The organism is Pantoea sp. nfd-35, from assembly GCF_056892255.1.
In genome coordinates, this window is the sequence record NZ_CP122403.1 from 924,608 (window position 1) to 947,574 (window position 22,967).

At 54.9% G+C, this 22,967-nt stretch carries 25 protein-coding genes; 18 read left to right on the forward strand and 7 right to left on the reverse strand.

Annotated features, from left to right (window positions below; translation table 11 throughout):
* The first annotated feature begins 89 nt into the window (after positions 1-89).
* Together sdhE and P9J57_RS04440 are read left to right on the forward strand one after the other, a co-directional pair.
* Positions 90-356 (forward strand): FAD assembly factor SdhE, encoded by a 267-nt coding sequence (sdhE, locus tag P9J57_RS04435; protein WP_014605131.1) that lies wholly within the window; start codon positions 90-92, stop codon positions 354-356.
* Entirely contained in the window at positions 331-744 is a 414-nt protein-coding gene (locus P9J57_RS04440) for a protein YgfX (RefSeq protein ID WP_015699599.1), read from the forward strand. The genes sdhE and P9J57_RS04440 overlap by 26 nt, the downstream gene beginning before the upstream one ends.
* A 138-nt stretch (positions 745-882) precedes the next feature.
* Here P9J57_RS04440 and fldB read toward each other — a convergent pair whose 3' ends face one another.
* Positions 883-1,401, reverse strand: a complete 519-nt coding sequence (gene fldB / locus P9J57_RS04445) for a flavodoxin FldB (RefSeq protein WP_013027050.1) — start codon at positions 1,399-1,401, stop codon at positions 883-885.
* A gap of 101 nt (positions 1,402-1,502) precedes the next feature.
* Between fldB and xerD the strand changes: the two genes are divergently transcribed.
* The 6 genes from xerD (at position 1,503) to P9J57_RS04475 (ending at position 8,330) form a co-directional block, all read left to right on the forward strand.
* Positions 1,503-2,396, forward strand: coding sequence for a site-specific tyrosine recombinase XerD (gene xerD / locus P9J57_RS04450; protein WP_015699600.1), 894 nt, complete (start codon positions 1,503-1,505; stop codon positions 2,394-2,396).
* 22 nt (positions 2,397-2,418) lie between these two features.
* Positions 2,419-3,132 carry a bifunctional protein-disulfide isomerase/oxidoreductase DsbC gene (gene dsbC, locus P9J57_RS04455; protein WP_015699601.1) on the forward strand — a complete coding sequence of 238 codons (714 nt, stop codon included), beginning with the start codon at positions 2,419-2,421 and terminating at the stop codon, positions 3,130-3,132.
* Positions 3,133-3,135: 3 nt separating this feature from the next.
* Positions 3,136-4,875 (forward strand): single-stranded-DNA-specific exonuclease RecJ, encoded by a 1,740-nt coding sequence (recJ, locus tag P9J57_RS04460; protein WP_013027000.1) that lies wholly within the window; start codon positions 3,136-3,138, stop codon positions 4,873-4,875.
* A 200-nt stretch (positions 4,876-5,075) separates the two neighbouring features.
* Positions 5,076-6,174 (forward strand): peptide chain release factor 2 gene (gene prfB / locus P9J57_RS04465; RefSeq protein ID WP_104933680.1). Its coding sequence is split into 2 segments (ribosomal slippage): positions 5,076-5,150 and positions 5,152-6,174, totalling 1,098 coding nucleotides; the frame shifts between segments, so codons are not numbered across the junction.
* 9 nt (positions 6,175-6,183) lie between these two features.
* Entirely contained in the window at positions 6,184-7,704 is a 1,521-nt protein-coding gene (gene lysS, locus P9J57_RS04470) for a lysine--tRNA ligase (protein WP_029570621.1), read from the forward strand.
* Between the two features lie 131 nt (positions 7,705-7,835).
* The gene (locus P9J57_RS04475; protein WP_014594486.1) at positions 7,836-8,330 is read left to right on the forward strand and encodes a cupin domain-containing protein; all 495 of its coding nucleotides are present in this window, start codon (positions 7,836-7,838) and stop codon (positions 8,328-8,330) included.
* On the opposite strand, the gene P9J57_RS04480 is transcribed toward P9J57_RS04475, so the two are convergent.
* On the reverse strand, positions 8,327-8,953 hold the full coding sequence (locus tag P9J57_RS04480) for a hypothetical protein (RefSeq protein WP_028715750.1): 627 nt from the start codon (positions 8,951-8,953) through the stop codon (positions 8,327-8,329). The genes P9J57_RS04475 and P9J57_RS04480 overlap by 4 nt on opposite strands.
* A 367-nt stretch (positions 8,954-9,320) precedes the next feature.
* On the opposite strand from P9J57_RS04480, the gene P9J57_RS04485 reads away from it, so the two are divergent.
* Positions 9,321-10,484, forward strand: coding sequence for an MFS transporter (locus P9J57_RS04485; protein ID WP_028715749.1), 1,164 nt, complete (start codon positions 9,321-9,323; stop codon positions 10,482-10,484).
* Here the strand turns inward: P9J57_RS04485 and P9J57_RS04490 are convergent.
* Positions 10,481-11,401, reverse strand: coding sequence for a LysR family transcriptional regulator (locus P9J57_RS04490; RefSeq protein ID WP_028715748.1), 921 nt, complete (start codon positions 11,399-11,401; stop codon positions 10,481-10,483). The two genes, P9J57_RS04485 and P9J57_RS04490, sit on opposite strands and share 4 nt — an antisense overlap.
* 100 nt (positions 11,402-11,501) lie before the next feature.
* Between P9J57_RS04490 and lysA the strand changes: the two genes are divergently transcribed.
* Positions 11,502-12,752, forward strand: a complete 1,251-nt coding sequence (gene lysA / locus P9J57_RS04495) for a diaminopimelate decarboxylase (RefSeq protein ID WP_028715747.1) — start codon at positions 11,502-11,504, stop codon at positions 12,750-12,752.
* 69 nt (positions 12,753-12,821) lie between these two features.
* Here lysA and P9J57_RS04500 read toward each other — a convergent pair whose 3' ends face one another.
* From P9J57_RS04500 to mutH, 4 genes are all read right to left on the reverse strand, one after another.
* Positions 12,822-13,862: an NADP(H)-dependent aldo-keto reductase gene (locus P9J57_RS04500; protein WP_013026992.1), complete on the reverse strand. Its 1,041-nt coding sequence runs from the start codon at positions 13,860-13,862 to the stop codon at positions 12,822-12,824.
* A gap of 140 nt (positions 13,863-14,002) precedes the next feature.
* Positions 14,003-14,221, reverse strand: coding sequence for a YgdI/YgdR family lipoprotein (locus P9J57_RS04505; protein WP_014594481.1), 219 nt, complete (start codon positions 14,219-14,221; stop codon positions 14,003-14,005).
* Between the two features lie 118 nt (positions 14,222-14,339).
* The gene (locus tag P9J57_RS04510; RefSeq protein WP_014605139.1) at positions 14,340-15,050 is read right to left on the reverse strand and encodes a TerC family protein; all 711 of its coding nucleotides are present in this window, start codon (positions 15,048-15,050) and stop codon (positions 14,340-14,342) included.
* Positions 15,051-15,150: 100 nt separating this feature from the next.
* Positions 15,151-15,828: a DNA mismatch repair endonuclease MutH gene (gene mutH / locus P9J57_RS04515; protein ID WP_013026989.1), complete on the reverse strand. Its 678-nt coding sequence runs from the start codon at positions 15,826-15,828 to the stop codon at positions 15,151-15,153.
* A gap of 686 nt (positions 15,829-16,514) precedes the next feature.
* Here mutH and rppH point away from each other — a divergent pair.
* From rppH to P9J57_RS04555, 8 genes are all read left to right on the forward strand, one after another.
* On the forward strand, positions 16,515-17,042 hold the full coding sequence (rppH, locus tag P9J57_RS04520; protein WP_013026988.1) for an RNA pyrophosphohydrolase: 528 nt from the start codon (positions 16,515-16,517) through the stop codon (positions 17,040-17,042).
* Positions 17,043-17,054: 12 nt separating this feature from the next.
* Positions 17,055-19,301 carry a phosphoenolpyruvate--protein phosphotransferase gene (gene ptsP / locus P9J57_RS04525; protein ID WP_028715746.1) on the forward strand — a complete coding sequence of 749 codons (2,247 nt, stop codon included), beginning with the start codon at positions 17,055-17,057 and terminating at the stop codon, positions 19,299-19,301.
* Between the two features lie 109 nt (positions 19,302-19,410).
* Positions 19,411-20,292 carry a prolipoprotein diacylglyceryl transferase gene (gene lgt, locus P9J57_RS04530; RefSeq protein WP_024471441.1) on the forward strand — a complete coding sequence of 294 codons (882 nt, stop codon included), beginning with the start codon at positions 19,411-19,413 and terminating at the stop codon, positions 20,290-20,292.
* Positions 20,289-21,083, forward strand: coding sequence for a thymidylate synthase (gene thyA / locus P9J57_RS04535; RefSeq protein WP_015699606.1), 795 nt, complete (start codon positions 20,289-20,291; stop codon positions 21,081-21,083). Before lgt ends, thyA begins: the two co-directional genes overlap by 4 nt.
* A gap of 192 nt (positions 21,084-21,275) precedes the next feature.
* Complete coding sequence (locus P9J57_RS04540; RefSeq protein WP_013026984.1) at positions 21,276-21,746, forward strand: prepilin peptidase-dependent protein; 471 nt, start codon at positions 21,276-21,278, stop codon at positions 21,744-21,746.
* Positions 21,743-22,270 (forward strand): prepilin peptidase-dependent protein, encoded by a 528-nt coding sequence (locus tag P9J57_RS04545; protein WP_015699607.1) that lies wholly within the window; start codon positions 21,743-21,745, stop codon positions 22,268-22,270. Before P9J57_RS04540 ends, P9J57_RS04545 begins: the two co-directional genes overlap by 4 nt.
* The gene (locus P9J57_RS04550) at positions 22,267-22,671 is read left to right on the forward strand and encodes a DUF2509 family protein (protein ID WP_483279399.1); all 405 of its coding nucleotides are present in this window, start codon (positions 22,267-22,269) and stop codon (positions 22,669-22,671) included. The genes P9J57_RS04545 and P9J57_RS04550 overlap by 4 nt, the downstream gene beginning before the upstream one ends.
* Positions 22,631-22,957 (forward strand): prepilin-type N-terminal cleavage/methylation domain-containing protein, encoded by a 327-nt coding sequence (locus P9J57_RS04555; RefSeq protein WP_019104747.1) that lies wholly within the window; start codon positions 22,631-22,633, stop codon positions 22,955-22,957. Before P9J57_RS04550 ends, P9J57_RS04555 begins: the two co-directional genes overlap by 41 nt.
* Positions 22,958-22,967 lie beyond the last annotated feature (10 nt).

Consider the following 22,967-nt stretch of genomic DNA (forward strand, 5'->3'; position numbering starts at 1 on the left):
CGCGTTGCACAGGGTCGGTTTGTGAACCTGCAGCCAGCAGTAATCCAGGGTACACTAGCTGCCACGATGTGAAATGTGGAAACGAATGCATGGATATTCATAATAAATCGCGCGTTCAATGGGCCTGCCGTCGTGGCATGCTGGAACTGGATGTCGCTATTATGCCGTTCTTTAAGTACGAATATGACACGTTAAATGATACCGATAAGCAGGTGTTTATCGCACTGCTGAAAAGTGACGATCCCGATCTTTTCAACTGGATGATGAACCACGGTGAGCCTGCCGATCCCGAGCTGAAACGCATGGTGAAGCTGATTCAGCAGCGTAATCGTGAACGCGGTCCGGTGGCAATGTAAACTTCATCCCTCTTTGCGCGCACGCCTGATCCTCGCACTGACGCTGTCAGTAACGATAGCAGGCGTTGGCATCATGGAACTGCCTGCGGCAGAGTGGATGATAAAGCCCGGGCTGGTCGTGGTGGTGCTGTGGGAAGGATGGAAACAGGATCGCCGCTTGCGTCAACGGCATGGACGGTTACGGCGCGACAGCAATCGTGACTGGCACTGGCAGGGAGAAGACTGGCAAACGCAGCAGCCGTTGTACTGGTTGCCTGGCGCGGTGTTGCTGGTCGCACGAAACCGCAAGGGCAAGACCTTACGGCTCTGGCTGATGCAGGACAACATGCAGCCAGAGGCGTGGCGCGCCTTGCGGTCATGCTGTTTCAGCGAAACCGCAAGGCGCTAAATGGCGTGCCCGGAACAGCGCGTCACGAGAAAGCGTGCCGATTTCAGAACACGCTTTTCCAGGTCAGGCTTTCCAAATACAGTCGTATCGACGGCGCGTCCTTTGCCAGGATTTCAGGATTGCGTTTTAGCGCGCGGCTTAAAGCCGCTCGGCGGTTTCCGTCAGAATCTGCTCGCACCACTGCTCAACGCGCTCATCCGTGGCTTCAAACTGATTGACGTCATCCAGCGCCAGTCCGACAAATTGCTTGCCGTCGGCACTCAGCGGTTTGGGGCTGGTAAAGTCATAGCCGTCCAGCGGCCAATAGCCCACAAACTGCACCCCCATCGGCTGGAGCAGTTCATGCAGCATGCCTAAAGCATCCAGAAACCACTCACCGTAGCCAATCTGGTCGCCCATGCCGTACAGCGCCACGATCTTGTTGCGCAAATTGAGCGTCGGCAACTGGGGCCAGATAGCCTCCCAGTCCTCCTGCAGCTCGCCAAAGTCCCAAGTGGGAATCCCCAAAATCAACAGATCATAGTCTTCCATCAGACGCGGATCGTCATCTTTCACGTTGTGCAACGTCACCAGCTCGTCGCCAATAAAATCCCTAATTTTCTCCGCTACGATTTCGGTGTAACAGGTACTGGAACCGTAAAAAAGACCTATTTTCATGCAGATAGTGCTCTGTTAATCCTGACTTTGGCGTAATTGTATCAGAAGCAGGGTTGAATCAGGCATAATGAGCACGATTTCATACTGACGGTGGGGAAAACGTGCAAGATAGTGAACTGACAGAACAGTTTCTTGATGCGCTGTGGATCGAGCGCAATCTGGCGCAAAATACCCTGTCCTCCTATCGGCAGGATCTGCAAACTCTCACCGGCTGGCTGGCGCATCACGGCTTAACGCTGACAACCCTGAGCGCGCCCGATCTGCAACAGTTTCTCGCGGAGAGACTGGAAGGCGGCTATAAAGCCTCCAGCTCTGCACGCCTGCTCAGCGCCATGCGCCGTCTGTTTCAGTATTTGTACCGCGAAAAGATGCGCACTGACGATCCCAGCGCGATGCTGGCCGCGCCCAAGCTGCCCCAGCGGTTGCCAAAAGATCTGAGCGAGGCGCAGGTGGATCGCCTGCTGCAGGCACCCGATGTCAACGTGCCGCTTGAACTGCGCGATAAAGCCATGCTGGAATTGTTATATGCCACCGGCTTACGGGTTTCGGAACTGGTGGGACTGACCCTGAATGACGTCAGCCTGCGCCAGGGCGTGGTGCGCGTGATCGGTAAAGGCAATAAAGAGCGGCTGGTGCCATTAGGTGAAGAGGCGGTTCACTGGCTGGAATACTATATGGAGCACGGGCGGCCGTGGTTGCTCAATGGGCAGACGCTGGACGTGTTTTTCCCCAGTAACCGTGCCCAGCAGATGACGCGGCAAACCTTCTGGCATCGTATCAAGCATTACGCCCTGCTGGCGGGCATTGATAGCGAAAAGCTTTCTCCCCACGTGTTGCGCCATGCTTTCGCCACGCATTTGCTGAACCATGGGGCTGACCTACGTGTCGTACAGATGTTACTGGGGCACAGCGACCTCTCAACGACGCAGATTTATACGCATGTCGCCACGGAACGTCTGCGACTGTTACATCAACAGCATCATCCGCGCGCATAGCTGGCGGAGAGTAAGGAAAACAATGAACAAACATGTTGCCATGCTGGCGCTGCTGGCCAGCGCTTTTTCCGGTTTGACCCACGCTGATGACAGCGCCATTCAGCTTTCCCTGAAGAAACTGGGTTTGCACCAGGCTGAGATCCAACCTGCACCGCTGCCGGGTTTTAAAACCGTGCTCACCGAAAGCGGCGTGCTGTATGTTACCGATGATGGTAAACACATGATCCAGGGGCCGCTTTACGATGTCAGCGGTGCTCAGCCGGTCAACGTGACGAACGCGCTACTGGATAAAAAAGTTGAGGCGCTGGTTCCGGAAATGATCGTGTATAAAGCGCCCAAAGAGCAGCACGTGGTGACAGTGTTTACGGATATCACCTGTGGCTACTGCCACAAACTGCACGAACAAATGGCTGACTACAACGCGCTGGGCATCACCGTTCGCTATCTGGCTTTCCCACGTGAAGGCATGAACGGCAAAGTTGCCAGCGCCATGAAGGCCGTGTGGTGCAGCGCCGATCGCAACAAAGCCTTTGATGAGGCGATGAAAGGCGATGTGCCGAAGATGGATGCGCCAGCCTCCTGCACGATTGATATCGGCAAGCAGTACCAGCTTGGCGTACTGTTTGGTATCCAGGGCACGCCGGCGATTCTGACCGATAGTGGCATGATGATCCCCGGCTATCAAAGTCCACAGGAGCTCAAGCAGGTACTGGATAATCAAAAGCGTGGTGGTTAAGGCGTGGTAAAGCACGAAGTAGAGTTACGTCGCCGTGAAGCGGTAGCCGATTTGCCGGGGTTACCGGCAGATTTACCGCCGCTCCTGCGTCGGCTTTATCTGCAACGTGGCGTCACCAACGCCGCCGAGCTCGAAAGGGGCGCGAAAAACCTGCTCCCTTTCAGTGCACTGAGCGGCATAGACAAGGCCGTTAACCTGCTTCATCAGGCGCTGCTGGATGGCCGCTGCATTATGGTCGTCGGGGATTTCGACGCTGACGGTGCCACCAGTACCGCCCTGACGGTGCTGGCGCTGCGCAGCATGGGATGCAGCAACGTGCAGTACCTGGTGCCCAATCGTTTCGAAGATGGCTACGGCCTGAGTCCGGAAGTGGTTGAGCAGGCCCGCGCGCGCGGTGCAGAGATGATTCTGACCGTCGATAACGGCATTTCGTCCCATGCGGGTGTGGCGCTTGCGCATCAGCACGGCATTGCGGTGTTGGTGACCGACCACCACTTACCGGGCGAAACGCTGCCTGACGCCGATGCTATCGTTAATCCCAACCTGCCTGACTGTCATTTCCCCTCTCGTTCGCTGGCGGGCGTGGGCGTCGCTTTCTATCTGATGATGGCCCTGCGCGCCCATTTGCGCACTCAGGGCTGGTTTGGCGTCACGCGGTCGGAACCCAATCTGGCCGACCTGCTCGATCTGGTGGCGTTGGGCACGGTGGCAGATGTGGTGCCGCTGGATGCCAACAACCGCATTTTAGTGTGGCAGGGCCTGAGTCGTATTCGGGCCGGAAAGTGCCGTCCGGGCATCAAGGCCCTGCTGGAAATCGCCAACCGCGATGCCCGACAGTTGGCCGCCAGCGACCTGGGTTTTGCCCTGGGGCCCCGGCTTAACGCTGCCGGTCGGCTGGACGATATGTCTGTCGGCGTGGCGCTGTTACTGACCGACGATCTCAGCCAGTCGCGCATGTTAGCCAGCGAACTGGATGCGCTTAACCAGATGCGCAAAGAGATTGAGCAGGGGATGCAGAGCGAGGCACTGGCGTTATGCCAAAAGCTGGAGAACGAGCAAACCGATTTGCCGCTGGGGCTGGCCTTTTATCATCCTGAGTGGCATCAGGGCGTGGTCGGGATTCTGGCTTCCCGCCTGAAAGAGCGTTTTCATCGCCCGGTTATTGCCTTCGCACCGGCCGGTGATGGCATGCTGAAGGGATCGGGACGATCGATTGCCGGTCTGCATCTGCGCGATGCGCTGGAGCGTCTTGATACGTTGCATCCTGGCCTGATGCAGAAGTTTGGTGGTCACGCGATGGCCGCCGGACTGTCGCTCGAAGAGGCCCGCTACGACGAGTTTCGTCAGCGTTTTGCGGACCTGGTGGGCGAATGGCTGGCCGGCGAAGCGTTGCAGGGCGTCATCTGGTCGGACGGTGCCCTGCAGCCCGCTGAATTTTCTCTTCAGACGGCGGAAGTACTGCGTGATGCCGGCCCATGGGGCCAGTCTTTCCCTGAGCCCGCTTTCGACGGCCGGTTCAGGCTACTGCAGCAGCGCCTCGTTGGTGAACGTCACCTGAAGGTCATGGTTGAACCTCTGGAGGGCGGACCGCTGATCGACGGTATCGCGTTCAACGTGGATACCACGTTGTGGCCTGACAGCAGCGTGCGCCAGGTCGAACTGGCCTATCGGCTTGATATCAATGAGTATCGCGGCAATCGCTCCGTCCAGCTGATCATTGAACATCTCTGGCCGCTCAGTTAGCCAGCGGTGACGGCGGGGCCTCACATTCCCGCCGTTGCCAGTTTAACCTTGCCACGCCCGCGTCGGCAGAGCCAGTCCAGCTGGCTCAACGAAAGATTAACCTCTGCGCATTTTCTCAACGCTACAAACCGCCGTCGGTTTCGGGTAAACTCGCAGGTTAAATTTCTTATTCCATCGAACGTAAAAAAGACGCTAAACACATGTTTGAAATCAACCCGGTCAAATACCGTATTCAGGACCTCAGCGAACGCAGCGACGTTCTTCGGGGGTATCTTTGACTACGATGCTAAGAAAGAACGCCTTGAGGAAGTAAACGCCGAGCTGGAACAGCCCGACGTCTGGAACGAGCCTGAACGCGCTCAGGCACTGGGCAAAGAACGCTCCTCCCTGGAAGCCATCGTGGATACGTTCGATCAGATGAGCCAGGGGCTGGAAGATGTGCAGGGGCTGCTTGATCTGGCGGTAGAAGCCGATGACGAAGAAACCTTCAACGAAGCGGTCGCAGAGCTGGACGCGCTGGAAGGCAAGCTCGGCGAGCTAGAGTTCCGCCGCATGTTCTCTGGCGAGTACGACAGCGCCGACTGTTACATCGATCTGCAGGCCGGTTCTGGTGGAACAGAAGCGCAGGACTGGGCCAGCATGCTGATGCGCATGTATCTGCGTTGGGCAGAAGCCAAAGGGTTCAAAACAGAAATTATTGAAGAGTCAGAAGGTGAAGTCGCGGGCATTAAGTCGGTGACGATTCGCGTGTCTGGCGATTACGCGTTTGGCTGGCTCCGCACCGAAACCGGCGTACATCGTCTGGTACGTAAGAGTCCATTTGACTCCGGTGGTCGCCGCCATACCTCCTTCAGTTCAGCCTTTATCTATCCGGAAGTGGATGACGATATTGATATCGACATCAACCCTGCCGACCTGCGTATTGATGTGTACCGCGCCTCTGGTGCAGGTGGTCAGCACGTTAACCGTACGGAATCGGCGGTGCGTATTACCCACGTTCCAACCGGTACGGTCACCCAGTGTCAAAACGATCGCTCTCAGCACAAAAACAAAGATCAGGCGATGAAGCAGATGAAGGCGAAGCTGTACGAGCTTGAAATGCAGAAAAAAAATGCCGAGAAGCAGATGCTGGAAGACAACAAGTCTGACATTGGCTGGGGCAGCCAGATCCGTTCTTATGTTCTGGATGACTCACGTATTAAAGATTTGCGTACCGGCGTGGAAACGCGCAACACGCAGGCGGTGCTGGATGGCGATCTGGACCGTTTCATTGAAGCAAGTTTAAAAGCAGGGCTATAAGGAACCGACATGTCTGAACAACAACCGCAGAGCGCTGACGTCGCACTTGAGTTAAATAACGAACTGAAAACGCGTCGCGAGAAGCTGAGCGTGCTGCGTGAAAACGGCGTGGCGTTTCCTAACGATTTTCGTCGTGATACCACCTCCGATCGGCTGCATGCCAGCTATGACGAGAAGAGTAACGAAGAGCTGGAAGACTTAGGCATTGAGGTCAGCGTGGCTGGCCGTATGATGACGCGCCGTATCATGGGCAAGGCGTCTTTCATTACCCTACAGGACGTGGGCGGCCGCATTCAGCTGTACGTGGCACGTGACGATCTGGCTGAAGGTATCTACAACGAGCAATTCAAAAAGTGGGACCTGGGCGATATCCTCGGCGCACGCGGTAAGCTGTTCAAAACCAAAACCGGCGAATTGTCGATTCACTGCTCAGAGCTGCGCTTGTTAACGAAAGCCCTGCGCCCGCTGCCAGACAAATTTCACGGTCTGGCCGATCAGGAAACGCGCTATCGTCAGCGCTATCTTGATCTGATCGCCAACGATGAATCACGCAACACCTTCAAAATCCGTTCGCAGATCATGGCCGGCATTCGTCAGTTCATGGTTGGACGCGATTTTATGGAAGTGGAAACGCCAATGATGCAGGTGATCCCGGGCGGAGCTTCAGCGCGTCCGTTTATCACGCATCACAACGCGCTGGATATCGATATGTATCTGCGTATTGCGCCAGAGCTGTATCTGAAACGCCTGGTGGTGGGCGGTTTCGATCGCGTGTTCGAGATCAACCGTAACTTCCGCAACGAGGGGATTTCGCCTCGTCACAACCCAGAGTTCACCATGATGGAACTCTATATGGCTTATGCGGATTACAAAGATCTGATTGAACTGACCGAAAGCCTGTTCCGTACGCTGGCGCAGGATATCCTGGGCAGCACGGTTGTGCCTTACGGTGAGCAGGAATTCGATTTTGGTAAGCCGTTTGAAAAACTCACCATGCGTGAAGCGATCAAGAAGTACCGTCCGGAAACCGATCTGGCCGATCTTGACGATTTCGACAAAGCGGTGGCGATTGCTCAGACCATTGGCATCAAAGTCGAGAAAAGCTGGGGCTTAGGGCGCGTAGTGACCGAAATTTTTGAAGAAACCGCTGAAGCACATCTGATTCAGCCAACCTTCATTACCGAGTATCCGGCTGAAGTGTCGCCGCTGGCCCGTCGCAACGACGAAAATCCTGAGATCACCGATCGCTTTGAGTTCTTTATTGGCGGACGTGAAATCGGCAACGGTTTCTCTGAGCTTAACGATGCGCAGGATCAGGCTGAGCGTTTCCTGCAGCAGGTGAATGCGAAAGATGCGGGCGATGATGAAGCGATGTTCTACGACGAGGATTATGTCACCGCCCTGGAACATGGTTTACCGCCAACGGCAGGCTTAGGCATTGGTATTGACCGCATGGTCATGCTGTTTACCAACAGCCACACCATCCGCGACGTAATTCTGTTCCCGGCGTTGCGCCCAGGCGCAAAGTAACGCGCTGATGCAGGTAAAGGCCGGATGATTCCGGCCTTTTTTATTTCTGCTCTGCAACCCGCCACGGCATGTCCGCTTGAGTAATCCCGTCCCCTCTGCCAGGCTGAACATCTCAACCTGGAGCCACCATTATGAAGCCACGTCCTGACTGTATTCTTCACTGGCAAGCGCTGGAAGGCGAAGACAACGAACATTATTCCGATAGCGATGAGCTGATGTCCATTGGTACACCACTGGCGAAACTGTCTGGATTAACCCGGCTGGGCATTCATCATGAAAGGTTGCCGCCCGGACGCCGCATGTCTTATCCCCATGCGGAAAGTGCGGAAGAGGAGTTTATCTTCGTGCTGGAAGGTTATCCACACGCGTGGATCAATGGCGAATTGTATCCGCTGTCACCGGGAGAGGCCGTGGCGTTTCCGGCCGGTACCGGCATTTGTCACACCTTTATCAATAACAGCGACGCCGACGCGCGCTTTCTGGTGATCGGCGAGGTCAGCAAAGCGGAGAACCGCATTACCTATCCGCTAAACCGCGACTACGAAGCCACGCGCGAAGACAAGTGGCTTAACCCACCGCAACAGCAGATGGGCACACATCCCGGACTGCCGGACGAAAAGCCTTAAGATTTCACAGCATTATCCAGCCAGGTCTGGAAGCGTGAGTAGGGCACATAGAGCGCCACATCTTTATACAGCGTTTTTCCGCTCTGGTTGTCGTTGATGCGCTGGCTGTAACCCACAATCACGCCTGCCAGCGTGTCGTCAGATGCATTATAAACCGCGCCCCCTGACATGCCCTTAACCACGCCCGCATTGGCGGCCACGACAACGCAGTTCGCTTTGTTCCAGTCATTTGCCAGCGTGGTGTTCACCAGGTTTTTCCCGGTAGAGCTCACGGGCATTGCAGAGATGAAGCTGTAGCCGTAAAGATTCACTTTGTCGCCAATATGGCTGTTACGGAAGGACGGTGGCAGGTTGGCTTCGCTGTTCTTGTGGTAGACGACCGCGAGATCGCACTCAGGATGCCAGGCTTTCACGCGGTAAAGCGAATATTTTGCGACGTGGGCGGCCGTGAGGCTGTAGTCAGGGGTAAGGGGAATAGTCGTGCCCAGCGTGCCCAGCCCCAGCACGGTGGGAATGCCTGTTACGGTCATATCCACGCGCTTCTCTGCTTCTCTGCTGTATTCATAGTGGCCGACTGAGCAGCCTGTAAGACTGATTACCATCAAAACGATAAGCCGTTGCATTTTCTCTCTCCGCGTCAGTTGGACTGCATTTCATCTGGCGATTCATAAGAGCTATATCGGCAACGCTAATACTTTATTGATAACTAAAATCGGTATTAGCAAAAAAACGGCTACTTCGCTGGCAACCTTTATCATCGTCCGGTGCGTTACGCGGCGGCATGCTCGCTAACTGTATGTTTAATAAGCCTGGTTGATGTGTGTGTCAATTATTGCCATACACGCAATAGATTGTTGTTGTTATGTGAGTATCAGATGACAGGTAGCTATGCTGTAATACGTAGTGTGATATAGATCATAAATTATAGCTCGTTTATCAGGATGCATGCGTCATCCGTCTCGTTGTAATTATCATTTTTGGGAGAGTGTTATGCCTGTTGCATTGCTTGCACTGGCGCTGAGTGCGTTCGCTATCGGAACCACTGAGTTTGTGATCATGGGCCTGTTGCCGGAGGTCGCAAACGATTTGCGCGTGTCCATTCCGTCCGCAGGTTGGTTAATTAGCGGCTATGCATTAGGCGTAGCAATCGGTGCACCGATCATGGCGCTGTTAACGGCGAAGTTGCCCCGTAAAAAAACGCTGATTCTGTTGATGGTAATTTTTATCATCGGCAATCTGCTGTGTGCTCTGGCCTACAGCTATAACCTGCTGATGCTGGCACGGGTGATTACCGCCCTCTGTCACGGAGCTTTCTTTGGGATTGGATCGGTGGTCGCGGCCAGTCTGGTTTCCGCCGATCGTCAGGCTTCTGCCGTGGCGTTGATGTTTACCGGTCTGACGCTGGCCAATGTATTAGGCGTGCCGTTGGGAACCTGGTTTGGTCAGCTGTTTGGCTGGCGTGCGACATTCTGGGGCGTTTCGGCTATCGGCGTACTGGCCTTCATTGCCTTAATCACCAGCCTGCCGGGAAATAAGAATGAGAAGCCGGTCGATCTGGCGAGCGAAATCAGCGCGCTGGCCAACGGCAAACTGTGGCTGTCATTACTGATGACGGTCTGTTTTGCTGCCGCCATGTTTGCCCTGTTTAGCTACATAGCACCGCTGCTGCTGCAGGTTACCGGCATCAGCGATCGTGGCGTGAGCTGGACGTTGTTTCTGATTGGCGCGGGCCTGACCGTGGGCAATATTCTGGGGGGCAAAATGGCCGACCGCAAAGTCTCCCTGAGCCTGATAGGCAGTTTTTCGCTGATTACGCTGTTCTCACTGCTGTTTAGCTGGACCAGCCACGCGCTCTGGCTGGCGGAGATCACCTTGTTCCTGTGGGCAATGGCAACCTTTGCCACGGTTCCCGGCCTGCAGATCAATGTGGTGCGTCACGGTAAAGCGGCACCTAATCTGGTTTCCACCCTGAATATTTCTGCCTTTAACGTTGGCAATGCGCTTGGCGCGTGGGTGGGCGGCGCGGTGATTGCGCGCGGCTATGGACTGACCGCGGTTCCTGTTGCCGCCGCCGCGCTGGCGGCGGTTGGACTGATGGTTTGCTTGATCACTTTCCGCAAATCCGGCGGTGCTGCGGCCCGGGTGCATGCCTAAGCGAGTCTGTCCGCAATTTGCTCAGGAAAACGGGCCACCTGTTGCTGCAGGTGGTTCACAAACGCCTCTACCAGCGCGGATGCCGGCCGATGCTGCGGCCTGACGAGGCTAACGGTAAAAGGCACAGCGACGCTAAAAGGGCGCATCACCACACCGCTGTCGGCGTAATCCAGCGCCGTCAGCGGATTCACCACTGAGATCCCCACTCCGGCCTGCACCATCGCGCACACGGACGCCGCGCTGTGGGTTTCCATCACCATCCTGCGTGTCACATCTTGCTCATGAAACAGTGCGTCGAGCAGCTGGCGGTAGCTGTCCGTGCGCGACAGGCTGACATAGTTCTCACCGGCGAAGTCCTGCGGCGTCAGCAAGGCGCGTTGCGCCAGGCGATGGTGCTGCGGTAACACGCACACTTCATCGCAGGTCAGCAGAGCCTGGCGATCGGTCCCGGCGGGGGCGTGCTGCGTTTCCGTAATGCCCAGATCGTAACGCTGAGCCGACAACCACTCTTCCAGTAACGGGGATTCCTGCGGAATAATGTTCAGACTGACATCAGGGTAGCGCTGCAAAAAGGTCTGGCAGACGGGCGGCAGCAGTGACTGGGAAAAAACCGGCAGGCAGGCGATAGAGAGCTCACCCTGGCGAAACTGGCGTAATCCCTCTGCGGCATCAATGATGCGATCCAGCCCATACCATGAGCGCTGCACCTCTTCGAACAGCCGTAAGCCCTGTACGGTAGGCTGTAAGCGGCCGCGCACGCGCTCAAACAGCGTCAGACTCAGCTGCCGTTCCAGGCGCGCCAGCTCGCGGCTGACGGTAGGCTGGGACGTCTGCAGCAGGGTCGCAGCCTGGGTGAGGTTTCCGCTGGTCATAACAGCATGAAAAATCTCGATATGCCGCCAGTTGATTTTTGCCATGCATCATTCCATATCATTTTTGCATAGATGCTATTAAAACAGATATTTTTCGGCATGGCACGATTCTGGCTTAATGGTTTTATTGCCACAGGAGAAACCCATGCCTCGTCCACTTAATACCACCGAAACCGCCCTGAACGTCGATAATTTACTGCCGCTGGCACGTCAGTACAGCGGCCCGTTCTGGGCTTATGATGCGCAGGTTATCCAACAGCGTATTGCTCAACTCCACGCATTTGATGTGGTGCGCTTTGCGCAAAAAGCCTGTTCTAACACCCACATTCTGCGCCTGATGCATTCTGCGGGCGTTAAGGTTGATTCGGTTTCCCTGGGCGAAATTGAGCGTGCGCTGGTGGCCGGCTTTCAGCCTGACAGTGACGAAATCGTATTCACTGCCGATGTCCTGGATAACCCTACGCTTGCCAGGATTGCAGAGCTTAAGGTGCCGGTTAACGCCGGATCCGTGGATATGCTGCATCAACTGGGTGTCGTTTCGCCAGGACATGCCGTCTGGCTGCGCATTAACCCCGGCTTTGGTCACGGGCACAGCCAAAAAACCAATACCGGTGGCGAAAACAGTAAGCACGGCATCTGGCCCAGCGATTTGCCCGCTGCTCAGGCGGCTATCGAACAATATGGACTGCGCCTGATCGGCATTCATATGCATATCGGTTCAGGCGTGGACTATGCGCACCTGCAGCAGGTCTGCGATGCCATGGTGGATTTGGTCGTGGAATTTGGCCAGGATCTTGAGGCTATCTCTGCCGGAGGCGGTTTATCCATTCCCTATCACTACGGGGAAGAGGCGATCGATACCGATCACTATTTTGGCCTGTGGGACGCGGCACGCCAGCGCGTGGCGAACCATCTGGGCCATGCCGTGAAGCTGGAAATCGAACCCGGCCGTTTCCTGGTCGCGGAGTCAGGCGTGCTGGTCTCTCAGGTTCGGGCAGTAAAAGAGATGGGCAGCCGCCACTTTGTGCTGGTGGATGCAGGCTTCAGTGATCTGATGCGCCCCTCCATGTACGGCAGCTACCATCATATCTCTGTGATGGCGGGCGATAACCGGGCGATCGATGAACAGGCAACGATCGACAGCGTGGTTGCTGGCCCTCTGTGCGAGTCGGGCGATGTTTTCACCCAGCTTGAAGGTGGCAAGGTGGAAACCCGGGCTATTCCGGCCGCGAAAGTCGGGGATTATCTGGTGTTTCACGACACCGGCGCTTACGGCGCATCGATGTCCTCAAACTACAACAGCCGCCCACTGATTCCTGAGATCCTGTTTGAAAACGGCGAGCCGAGAGAAATCCGCCGCGCGCAGCGCATTGAAGATCTGCTGGCGCTGGAATGAGTCTACTGCGCCTGTTGAAAGACGATGACGGACAGGCCAGCCGTGCCACCGCACGGCTGGTCGTCCCCGTCAGGGGGCTGGATAGGTGTAACGGCGATGGATCGCTTCGAGTTCTTCCAGAACCTCATTGCTGAGCGTCACGTTGGCGCTGTCGATATTGATCTTTAACTGATCCAGCGTGGTTGCGCCCAGCAGGGTGCTGGACACAAAAGGTTGCTGACGAACAAACGCCAGTGCCATTTGTGAAGGATCAAGCTGATGTTTTTGGGCCAGCGCCACATATTCCGCCACCGCCAGTTGAGACTGCTCACCGCTGTAGCGGGTAAAGCGGCTAAACAGGGTATTACGTGCACCCGCGGGCTGCGCGCCATTCAGGTATTTACCGCTCAACGTGCCAAACGCCAGGCAGGAATAGGCCAGCAGCTCCACGCCTTCATGCTGGCTGATTTCCGCCAGGCCCACTTCAAAACTGCGATTTAGCAGGCTGTAGGGGTTTTGAATAGAGACGATACGCGGCAGTTCATGCTTTTCTGCCAGCTGCAGATAACGCATGACGCCCCACGGCGTTTCATTCGACACGCCGATATAGCGGATCTTACCTGCCCGCACCTGCTCAGCCAGAGCCTCCAGCGTTTCTAACAGCGTGACAGGGACGCTGTTCTCACTGTACTGATAGCCCAGCTTGCCAAAAAAGTTGGTTTGACGCTGCGGCCAGTGAAGCTGATACAGATCGATGTAGTCGGTGTTTAAACGTTTCAGGCTGGCATCCAGCGCCTCGCGGATATTTTTGCGATCCAGCGCCATATTAGGGCGAATCGACGCATCGTTGCCGCGCGTTGGGCCGGCAACTTTACTGGCAAGAACGATTTTATCCCGGCTACCGGTCTTTTTTAACCAGCTGCCAATATATTTTTCGGTCAGCCCCTGAGTTTCGGGACGCGGGGGAACAGGATACATCTCGGCAGTATCAATCAGGTTGATGCCCGAACTGAGGGCTAAATCCAGTTGAGCGTGGGCGTCGGCTTCGCTGTTTTGCTCACCAAACGTCATGGTGCCCAATCCAAGCTGGCTCACTTCCAGCGAGCTATGGGGGATACGGTGATAGTGCATTGCCGGCTTCCTTTTCTGTAGGGATAAGTAATATGACTTCAGGGACTATAGCGCGAGGCGTAGCGGCTAAGAAAGGGGGATAACAGAGAGAAATAGCCTGCCGACGCGGGGGAGGGGCGACAGGCCGATACTTTTCGCATCTAGCGTTCAATAATGGTAGAAACGTCGTCACTGTTGATCTGCACCGTATGGCCTGACTGATCGGTGTATTGCACCAGCCCCGTTTCTTTATCAATGCTCGGTTTGCCTTCGGTCATAATCATCCGGCCATCTTTTGTTGCCATAACATAATTGGAACTGCATCCACCCAATGTCACCGCAGCAACGGCCAATAATACAATTTTACTCAGCCCTTTCATTATGCTCATCCTCACGAATCGTCCACTGCAAAAAGTGTAGTAATAAATCCTTTTACCGATTGGGTTAATCGTATCAATCTGAAAATAACCGGGCGGCGCGGAGCCGCCCTTGACAACATTAGTGCGTTTTTTTCTTACTGCGCATCAGGTTAAGGCACTCAACGGCCATCGAGAAGAACATGGCAAAATAAATGTAACCTTTTGGTACATGCACCGCGAAACTTTCCAGGATCAGGGTAAAACCCACCAAAATCAGGAACGAGAGAGCCAGCATTTTGACCGATGGATGACGATCAACGAACTCGCCAATACTGCGGGCAGCGACCATCATCATTAATACCGCAATCACCACTGCCGCCATCATAATAAACAAATGGTCGGAGAGGCCCACGGCCGTAATAACGGAGTCGAGACTAAAAATGATGTCGAGCAACATGATTTGAACAATGGCACCCATGAACGAGTGAACGTTGGTTTTGTGCTCGGCTTCTTCGCCTTCTATCGTTTCATGAATCTCCATGCTGGACTTCCACAGCAAGAATAATCCACCAAACAACAGAATGAGATCGCGTGCTGAAAAAGCATGATCCATGAGGGTAAACAATGGGTTGGTCAGTCTTGCGACCCAGGCAATAGAGGCCAGTAATCCCAGACGCATCAGCATTGCGCCCATCAAACCGATGCGGCGTGCGCGGGCTTGCTGATGTTTGGGGAGTTTTGCCACCACTAACGACAGAAAGATAATGTTATCAATGCCCAGAACCACTTCCAGAATGGTCAGGGTGCCCAGCGCCAGCCAGGCGTTGGGATCGGTAATCCACTCGAACATACCTGCACTCATATCCTAAACGAAAATTAAACAAAGATTATACGCACCAAATTTGTCTAACTCACATTTAAATACCGTCAGGGACGCGAGAATAAGGCTGTCAGACCAGAAAATGGCGTGCCAGAAGCGGGCCTGTAAAACTTTTCTTGAGATAAAACCCGCGTGGCAGCGTCATGATGGGCTGTCCGCGATCGCCGATCCCTTCCGTTAAGGCTTTGCTGTTTGCTGCTTTGGGGCGAATCTGCAGCCAGGCACCGTGACGGGCGGTGATGCGTTCTACCTGACCCAGTACGATCATATCCATCAACTCCTCCCAGTCCTGGCGCAGCATCTCATCTTCCTGCGCGTCGGGGCTCCACAGCAGCGGCGCGCCAACCCGACGTTCGCCTAATGGGATGTCACGCTCGCCCTCTACCGGCATCCACAGGACGCGCGCCAGCTTATGGCGGACATGGCTGTTTTGCCAGGTGACGCCGCTGTTTCCGGTGAGGGGCGCAACGCAAACAAATGTTGTTTCCAGCGGCTTGCCATAGCGATCGACAGGGATCGTTTTCAGTTCAATTCCCAGGTGTGCGAAATCCTGTTCTGCTTTACTGCCCGCACTGGCGCCCAGATGCCATTCCAGCAGCATCCCGACCCAGCCTTTATCCCGTTTCAGGTTGGCCGGTATCGGAATGCCTGCCTGGTCGGCCAGGGTTTGCAGCGTTAAACCTGCCAGTGACTGGGCGCGCGATAACAGTGTTGACTCGTCTTCAGGTGGCCCGGGAAGGAATGTCATGTGAATAACTCATAATGATTAATAATTAAGCAGCCTGCGGCAGCCTCAGGTTTTCCACAGGAAAGAACGCGGTATAACTCACATAATAACATGAAACATAGTACTTTTTTTTACAGCGAAATTGGCAGGCTCCAACTCATGTCGCAGGTTATCCCAACTTGCTATCAACAATGAACAGGATCTCAAGCCCAGTTATCCACAGAAAAATGGGATAACCCCGTCTCAGGTTGCCTACTGGTTCCATTTACAGCCTTGACTTTGCTGTTTTTCAACAAAAATTAAGCCGTTTGATGCAAGCTTGAGCCGATCGCTGTGGATAAAAAGCATTGTGGTGGATCTTTAGCCAATTGTCAGCACGAAGGAATTATCCGCCCCCTTTCCGGCAGGGTAAAAGGCAGCAGAGTAAAAAAATAGGCTTATATTTCAAGAATAAATCGTGGGCTGGTTTTTGGTGCCTTCAGATTCATCCTGGTACGTTATTCAGTTAACTCCCGTGTTCTGCACAAAGCTATCCACAGAAAACGTGAATAAGATCTCTCTTTTTACGGACTTTTGTTTATAACTTCGCATGAGTCTGTGAGTTATCCCGACATTACGCCCCTAAGCGCCCGCAAATCCAGTGGTTTACCGCCTGTAAGGAGTGTGAAACAATCAGACCATTCAATTTTAGCTTTTGAGGTAGTCCGGTGATCGATGATGATGGCTACCGCCCGAATGTTGGTATCGTAATTTGTAACAGGCAGGGGCAAGTGTTATGGGCCAGGCGCTTTGGACAGCACTCCTGGCAATTTCCTCAGGGAGGCATCAATCCCGGTGAAACCGCGGAACAGGCGATGTATCGCGAACTGTTCGAAGAAGTCGGGTTACACCGCAAAGATGTTCGAATACTTGCATCTACCCGTAACTGGTTGCGCTACAAGTTGCCAAAACGTTTGGTGCGTTGGGACACAAAACCGGTTTGTATTGGTCAGAAACAAAAGTGGTTTCTTCTGCAGTTGATGTGTAATGACGCAGACATTAATGTGCAGCACAGCAGCACGCCGGAATTCGACGGCTGGCGGTGGGTAAGCTTTTGGTATCCGGTCCGTCAGGTTGTCTCTTTTAAGCGCGATGTTTATCGTCGGGTGATGAAAGAATTCGCTGGCGTAGTGATGTCCATGCAGGAGAGTGCGGTGCAGCGAAATCATCCTGCCCATCGACGTAAAAGAGGATAGGCCACGCCCTTTATGCTCACTCAGTTGCGAGAAATTGTTGAAAAGGTGGCGAGTGCGCCACGTCTGAATGAAGCACTCGACATTCTGGTTAATGAGATCTGCCTGGCGATGGAAACGGAAGTCTGTTCCGTCTACCTCGCCGATCACGAACGTCGCTGTTATTACCTGATGGCGACACGCGGTTTGAAAAAACCGCGTGGGCTAACGGTCAAGCTGGCGTTTGATGAAGGTATTGTCGGTCTGGTGGGGCGACTCGCTGAGCCGATTAACCTTGCCGATGCGCAGAGCCATCCCAGCTTTAAGTACATTCCTTCAGTAAAGGAAGAGCGCTATCGCTCTTTCCTTGGCGTGCCTATTATCAGCCGCCGCCAGCTTATGGGCGTGCTGGTGGTTCAGCAGCGTGAACATCGGCAGTTCGACGAAAGTGAAGAGTCGTTTCTCGTTACCCTGGCCACGCAGCTGGCTGCCTTACTGTCACAATCGCAACTGAGTCAGTTGTTTGGTCAGTATCGTCTGGCACGTATTCGGGCCATTGCTGCCGCCCCAGGCGTTGCCGTCGCGCCGGGCTGGGTAGACGAAACCCAGCCCTTACTCGATCAGGTTTCTGCCGCCTCAACGCTGGATCCGCAGCGTGAACGCGAGCGTTTGTCACTGGCCATGACCGAAGCCGCCAGTGAATTCCGTCGCTTCAGTAAACGCTTTACCGCCAGCGCGCAAAAAGAGAGCGCGGCGATCTTCGATCTCTACTCGCACCTGTTAACGGACGCACGCCTGAAAAAGGATCTTTTCGCGGAGATCGAGCGGGGATCCGTTGCCGAGTGGGCGGTCAAAACCGTCATTGAAAAGTTTGCCGCCCAGTTTGCCAGCCTGACGGACAGCTATCTGAAAGAGCGCGCCGGCGATCTACGGGTGTTGGGTCAACGTTTGCTGTTCCATCTCGATGATTCTCTGGTGGGCGTGAACGCCTGGCCTGAGCGTTTCGTGCTGGTGGCAGACGAACTCACCGCCACAACGCTGGCGGAAATTCCGCACGAGCGGCTGGCAGGGATTGTGGTACGCGACGGCGCAGCGAACTCCCATGCGGCCATTTTGACCCGGGCGATGGGCATTCCGACCGTCATGGGCGCGGACATTCAACCCAGTCAGTTAAACAAACGTTTGCTGATTGTCGATGGCTATCGCGGTGAACTGCTGATCGATCCTGAACCGGTTCTGGTGCAGGAGTACCAGCGGCTAATCAGTGAAGAAAATGCCCTCAGCAAAATGGCTGAAGGCGGCGTGGACAGGCCGGGCGAGCTGCGTAGCGGTCAACGTATACAGGTTATGCTGAACGCGGGGCTGAGCCCGGAGCATGAGCAAACGCTGGGCAGCTGGGTTGACGGCATTGGCCTTTACCGCACTGAAATTCCCTTTATGCTGCAAAGCGGTTTTCCATCGGAAGAAGAGCAGGTTGCTCAGTATCAGGGCATGCTGCAGCTGTTCCACGAAAAGCCGGTAACGCTGCGCACGCTGGATATCGGGGCAGATAAGCAACTGCCTTACATGCCAATCAGTGAAGAGAATCCTTGCCTGGGCTGGCGGGGCATCCGTCTCACGCTCGACCAACCCGAGATTTTTATGGTGCAGGTGCGCGCCATGCTGCGTGCTAACGCCGCGTCAGGCAATTTGAGCATTTTGTTGCCGATGATCAGCCATATCGATGAGATCGATGAAGCCAGGCGGCTCATTCAGCGTGCCGGGACAGAAGTGGAAGAGATGCTCGGCTATACCATTCCGACGCCGCGCATCGGGATTATGATTGAAGTGCCTTCTATGCTGTTTATGATCCCGCACCTGGCGTCGCGCGTCGATTTCGTCTCTGTCGGAACCAATGACCTGACGCAGTATTTACTGGCGGTGGATCGTAATAATACCCGCGTGGCGAACCTGTATGATTCGCTGCATCCGGCTATGCTGCGTGCGCTACAGGCAATTTCCATTGAAGCCCATTTGGCGAATCTGGAATTATGCTTGTGTGGTGAAATGGCGGGCGATCCGATGTGTGTGGCGCTATTGATAGGGATGGGATATCACCATCTCAGCATGAACGGCAAGAATGTCTCACGCGTGAAATATCTGCTGCGTCATCTGGATTACGAAGAAGTCCAGAAACTCAGCACCCAGGCGCTCAAAGCCTATTCAGCGTCAGATGTGCGTCAGCTGGTCTCGGCGTTTATGGAAGAGCGCGGCCTGGGCGGCCTGATTCGCGGCGGTCGTTAACCCAGGTTACATTTCTGCGGCTACTCAGAAAACTGGCTGTGCTATCATGCCCAGCCCTAATTTATGTGCATCACGTCCCCTTTTCAGGGCTGAAAAAAAACGGTGAATGATGAATAACGGCTATATCGCATTTCCGCAGTTCGATCCGGTAATCTTCTCGATCGGACCGCTTTCGCTTCACTGGTACGGATTGATGTATCTGGTGGGTTTTGTTTTCGCCATGTGGCTGGCGGTGCGTCGGGCCAACAAGCCAGGCAGCGGCTGGAAAAAAGAGGAAGTAGAGAACCTGCTTTACGCGGGCTTCCTGGGCGTTTTCCTGGGTGGTCGTATTGGTTATGTGCTGTTTTATAACCTGCCGCTGTTTCTCGATAATCCGCTTTACCTGTTCAAAGTCTGGGATGGCGGTATGTCATTCCACGGCGGGCTGATTGGCGTGATCCTGGTGATGCTGATATTTGCGCGTCGCACCAAACGTAATTTCTTCCAGGTCTCTGATTTTATTGCGCCGCTTATTCCATTTGGCCTGGGCGCCGGTCGCCTGGGTAATTTTATCAATGGTGAACTCTGGGGCCGTGTCGATCCCAATTTCCGTTTCGCCATGCTGTTCCCCGGCTCGCGCAGCGAAGATATCGCGCTGGCGGCCAACAACCCACAATATCAGGCCTTACTGAACACCTATGGCGTGCTGCCGCGTCATCCTTCACAGCTGTACGAGCTGTTTCTTGAAGGCATCGTGCTGTTCATTATCCTGAACCTGTTTATTCGTAAACCTCGCCCGATGGGCAGCGTCTCTGGCCTGTTCCTGATTGGCTACGGCACATTCCGCATTATTGTTGAATTCTTCCGTCAGCCAGACGCACAGCTTGGTTTGCTCACCGGTGGACTGAGCATGGGGCAACTCCTGTCGATCCCAATGATTATTGCCGGTGTGATTATGATGATTTGGGCGTATCGCCGTCGCCCGCAGCAACAACTTCACGAGGAAAAATGAAACAGTATCTGGACTTAATGCGCTACGTGCTGAACGAAGGCACACCAAAATCTGACCGTACCGGTACAGGCACGCTTTCAATTTTTGGTCACCAGATGCGTTTTAATCTGCAGGATGGTTTTCCGCTGGTCACCACAAAAAAGTGCCACCTGCGCTCCATCATTCATGAACTGCTGTGGTTTCTGCAAGGCGATACCAATATCGGTTACCTGAAAGAAAACAACGTCTCAATCTGGGATGAGTGGGCGGACGAGCAGGGTAATCTTGGGCCAGTCTACGGCAAGCAGTGGCGCAGCTGGGGCACGGCAAGCGGTCAGGAAATTGATCAAATCACCAAGGTGATTGAACAACTGAAACGCGATCCGGATTCCCGCCGCATTATTGTGTCAGCCTGGAACGTCGGCGAGCTGGATGAGATGGCGCTGGCACCGTGCCATGCGTTTTTCCAGTTCTATGTTGCGGACGGTAAACTCTCCTGTCAGCTTTATCAGCGTTCTTGCGATATCTTCCTGGGGCTGCCGTTTAATATCGCCAGCTATGCGTTGCTGGTGCATATGGTGGCACAGCAGTGCGATCTGGACGTGGGTGATTTTGTCTGGACCGGGGGCGATACGCACCTTTACAGCAACCATCTGGAGCAGGCCCATCTGCAGCTGACACGTGAGCCGCGACCGCTGCCGACGCTTGTCATCAAGCGCAAACCTGCTTCGTTGTTCGATTATCGCTTCGACGATTTCGAGATTGAAGGTTACGATCCGCATCCGGCGATTAAAGCCCCGGTTGCCGTCTGACGGTTTCCTGATACTAAGCCCCGGTATGACTTTGCATACCGGGGCTTTTTTTATCTTTCCGCCCGGCGCTTTGCGGCGATGATCTCAAACGATGCTTCAAACACGGCATGCAGCTGAAATAGTCTGCAGCGCCGCTTCCCGTTCCCGCTTTTACACATTGCCATCCCGCCCGCCAGATCGCACGCTGTTGCCATGAAAAGACCAACATCAAAAGGGTTTACGCTGGCAGAGCTACTGTTTGTCATGGTGATTGTCGGCATTCTCAGCGCGTTTGCCACGCAGGGCTGGCAGCGCTGGCAGCAGCGTCAGCAACTGCGTGACAGCGCTCGCCAGCTGCAATTTTTTTTGCTCAGCGTACGGGCGCAGGCCAACTGGCAAAACCGCGACTTTGTGTTATGGGCGCGAACCATGCAGCCCTGGTGCTTAGGTGTTGGCGATGCGCCGGTAAACGGCTGTGATCCCGCCCGACGCCTGCATTTTATTGCGCCGCACACGGGCGTGACCTTGCAGCCGCTGCGCGGTGAGCCTGGCTTTTACGGACGTCGCAACGTGGCCAGAGCGGGCAGCATTGAGCTGGTCAATCCAGCGGGACGAATCCGGCTGATTATCTCGTCACGGGCGCGGATTCGCCTGTGCTCCTCAGAGGAAGCAGGCTGCGAATGAAAGTGGCCGGATTTAGCCTGCTGGAAATGCTGATTGCGATGGCCATCAGTGCGGTACTGATGGTGGGCGCAGGGCGCTTTATGCCGCTGCTGTTGGGGGAAAATCTCCGTCTGCAACAGCGGGTGCAATTGCAAACGGAGCTGCAGCAGATGTTGTCTACACTGGAAAAAGCCGTGCGACGGGCAGGCTATTGCCAGGGAGAATGTGGCCGTGAAGGATTAACAATAACCGGGAGCTGCCTGCTTATCCGCTTTGATGAGAACAGCAACGGTCGCTGGGAAGATATCAGCCAAGGTGAAAGCGACTATTACGGCTACCGGCTGCGGCAAAAGCAGCTGGAGATGCAGCGCGGTGTGGATAACTGCAATGGCAGTGGCTGGGAGCGCTTGTCCGACCCCGCGTTTCTCTCTGTGGAAGCCTTTGAACTGCAGCGGGAAGGCCAGCGGGTCAGGATAATGCTGCAGGGGCGAACGGGTCAGCAGGAGGAAACAGTGGTGCGCTGGGTAGAGGGCATGAATTTGTGAAGGCGCAGGGCAACAGCGCGCTGGGGATGGTGTTAATCATCATGCTGACAGGCGGCATAACGCTACACGCCAGCCGCGACATGCTGACGCAGGGGATGCGCGGGGTTGCCGATGAGCAGCGTTTCATTCAGGGATTCTGGCAGGCGCAGTCGGCGCTGCAGTGGGGGCTGACCTTACAGTGGCCCGAGCAGCCGCCGTTATTCTGCCAACAGGAGAACCAGTATGGCTGGCAGAGCTGCCTGCAAAGAACCGCAGATGACAAAGGATTACTTAAAGGTGAAGACCGCACTGGCGAGATGGCCCTGTGGCGCTGGGTACGGGTGCAGGGCAGCTCCATTCACCCTTTGCCGCAGGGCTGGATTGACTACTGCCCGCTGGCCGCGTCAGAGCAATGTTTCTGACGCGCGTGGGTTCAGCCTGCCGGAAGCCCTGTTTGCCCTGCTACTGATGGCTGTGAGCACCAGCGCTCTGCTTCAGTATCACCGGGTGTTGACGCTGGGTTTCAGTCAGCAGTGGCAGCAACGAGAAGCCTGGCGCGTTGCAGAGCAGCGACTGCTTGGCCACGAGGTGCCAGGCTGGCAATCCCGTTTCGAGAAAACACAAGGTCCGGGAGGCTGTGTGCTGGAAAAAGCCGAGGTGAGCGGGCCGCATCAACGTCACGCCAGCCTGATGCGTTTAACCTGTTAAGCGGTTAGGG

Bases quoted from the DNA above. Each gene is read 5' to 3' on its own strand.
- sdhE (WP_014605131.1), top strand. From the start codon at position 90: ATGGATATTCATAATAAATCGCGCGTTCAATGGGCCTGCCGTCGTGGC.
- fldB (WP_013027050.1), bottom strand. From the start codon at position 1,401: ATGAAAATAGGTCTTTTTTACGGTTCCAGTACCTGTTACACCGAAATC.
- dsbC (WP_015699601.1), top strand. From the start codon at position 2,419: ATGAACAAACATGTTGCCATGCTGGCGCTGCTGGCCAGCGCTTTTTCC.
- lysS (WP_029570621.1), top strand. From the start codon at position 6,184: ATGTCTGAACAACAACCGCAGAGCGCTGACGTCGCACTTGAGTTAAAT.
- P9J57_RS04475 (WP_014594486.1), top strand. From the start codon at position 7,836: ATGAAGCCACGTCCTGACTGTATTCTTCACTGGCAAGCGCTGGAAGGC.
- P9J57_RS04480 (WP_028715750.1), bottom strand. From the start codon at position 8,953: ATGCAACGGCTTATCGTTTTGATGGTAATCAGTCTTACAGGCTGCTCA.
- P9J57_RS04485 (WP_028715749.1), top strand. From the start codon at position 9,321: ATGCCTGTTGCATTGCTTGCACTGGCGCTGAGTGCGTTCGCTATCGGA.
- P9J57_RS04490 (WP_028715748.1), bottom strand. From the start codon at position 11,401: ATGGCAAAAATCAACTGGCGGCATATCGAGATTTTTCATGCTGTTATG.
- lysA (WP_028715747.1), top strand. From the start codon at position 11,502: ATGCCTCGTCCACTTAATACCACCGAAACCGCCCTGAACGTCGATAAT.
- P9J57_RS04500 (WP_013026992.1), bottom strand. From the start codon at position 13,862: ATGCACTATCACCGTATCCCCCATAGCTCGCTGGAAGTGAGCCAGCTT.
- P9J57_RS04505 (WP_014594481.1), bottom strand. From the start codon at position 14,221: ATGAAAGGGCTGAGTAAAATTGTATTATTGGCCGTTGCTGCGGTGACA.
- P9J57_RS04510 (WP_014605139.1), bottom strand. From the start codon at position 15,050: ATGTTCGAGTGGATTACCGATCCCAACGCCTGGCTGGCGCTGGGCACC.
- mutH (WP_013026989.1), bottom strand. From the start codon at position 15,828: ATGACATTCCTTCCCGGGCCACCTGAAGACGAGTCAACACTGTTATCG.
- ptsP (WP_028715746.1), top strand. From the start codon at position 17,055: ATGCTCACTCAGTTGCGAGAAATTGTTGAAAAGGTGGCGAGTGCGCCA.
- lgt (WP_024471441.1), top strand. From the start codon at position 19,411: ATGAATAACGGCTATATCGCATTTCCGCAGTTCGATCCGGTAATCTTC.
- thyA (WP_015699606.1), top strand. From the start codon at position 20,289: ATGAAACAGTATCTGGACTTAATGCGCTACGTGCTGAACGAAGGCACA.
- P9J57_RS04540 (WP_013026984.1), top strand. From the start codon at position 21,276: ATGAAAAGACCAACATCAAAAGGGTTTACGCTGGCAGAGCTACTGTTT.
- P9J57_RS04545 (WP_015699607.1), top strand. From the start codon at position 21,743: ATGAAAGTGGCCGGATTTAGCCTGCTGGAAATGCTGATTGCGATGGCC.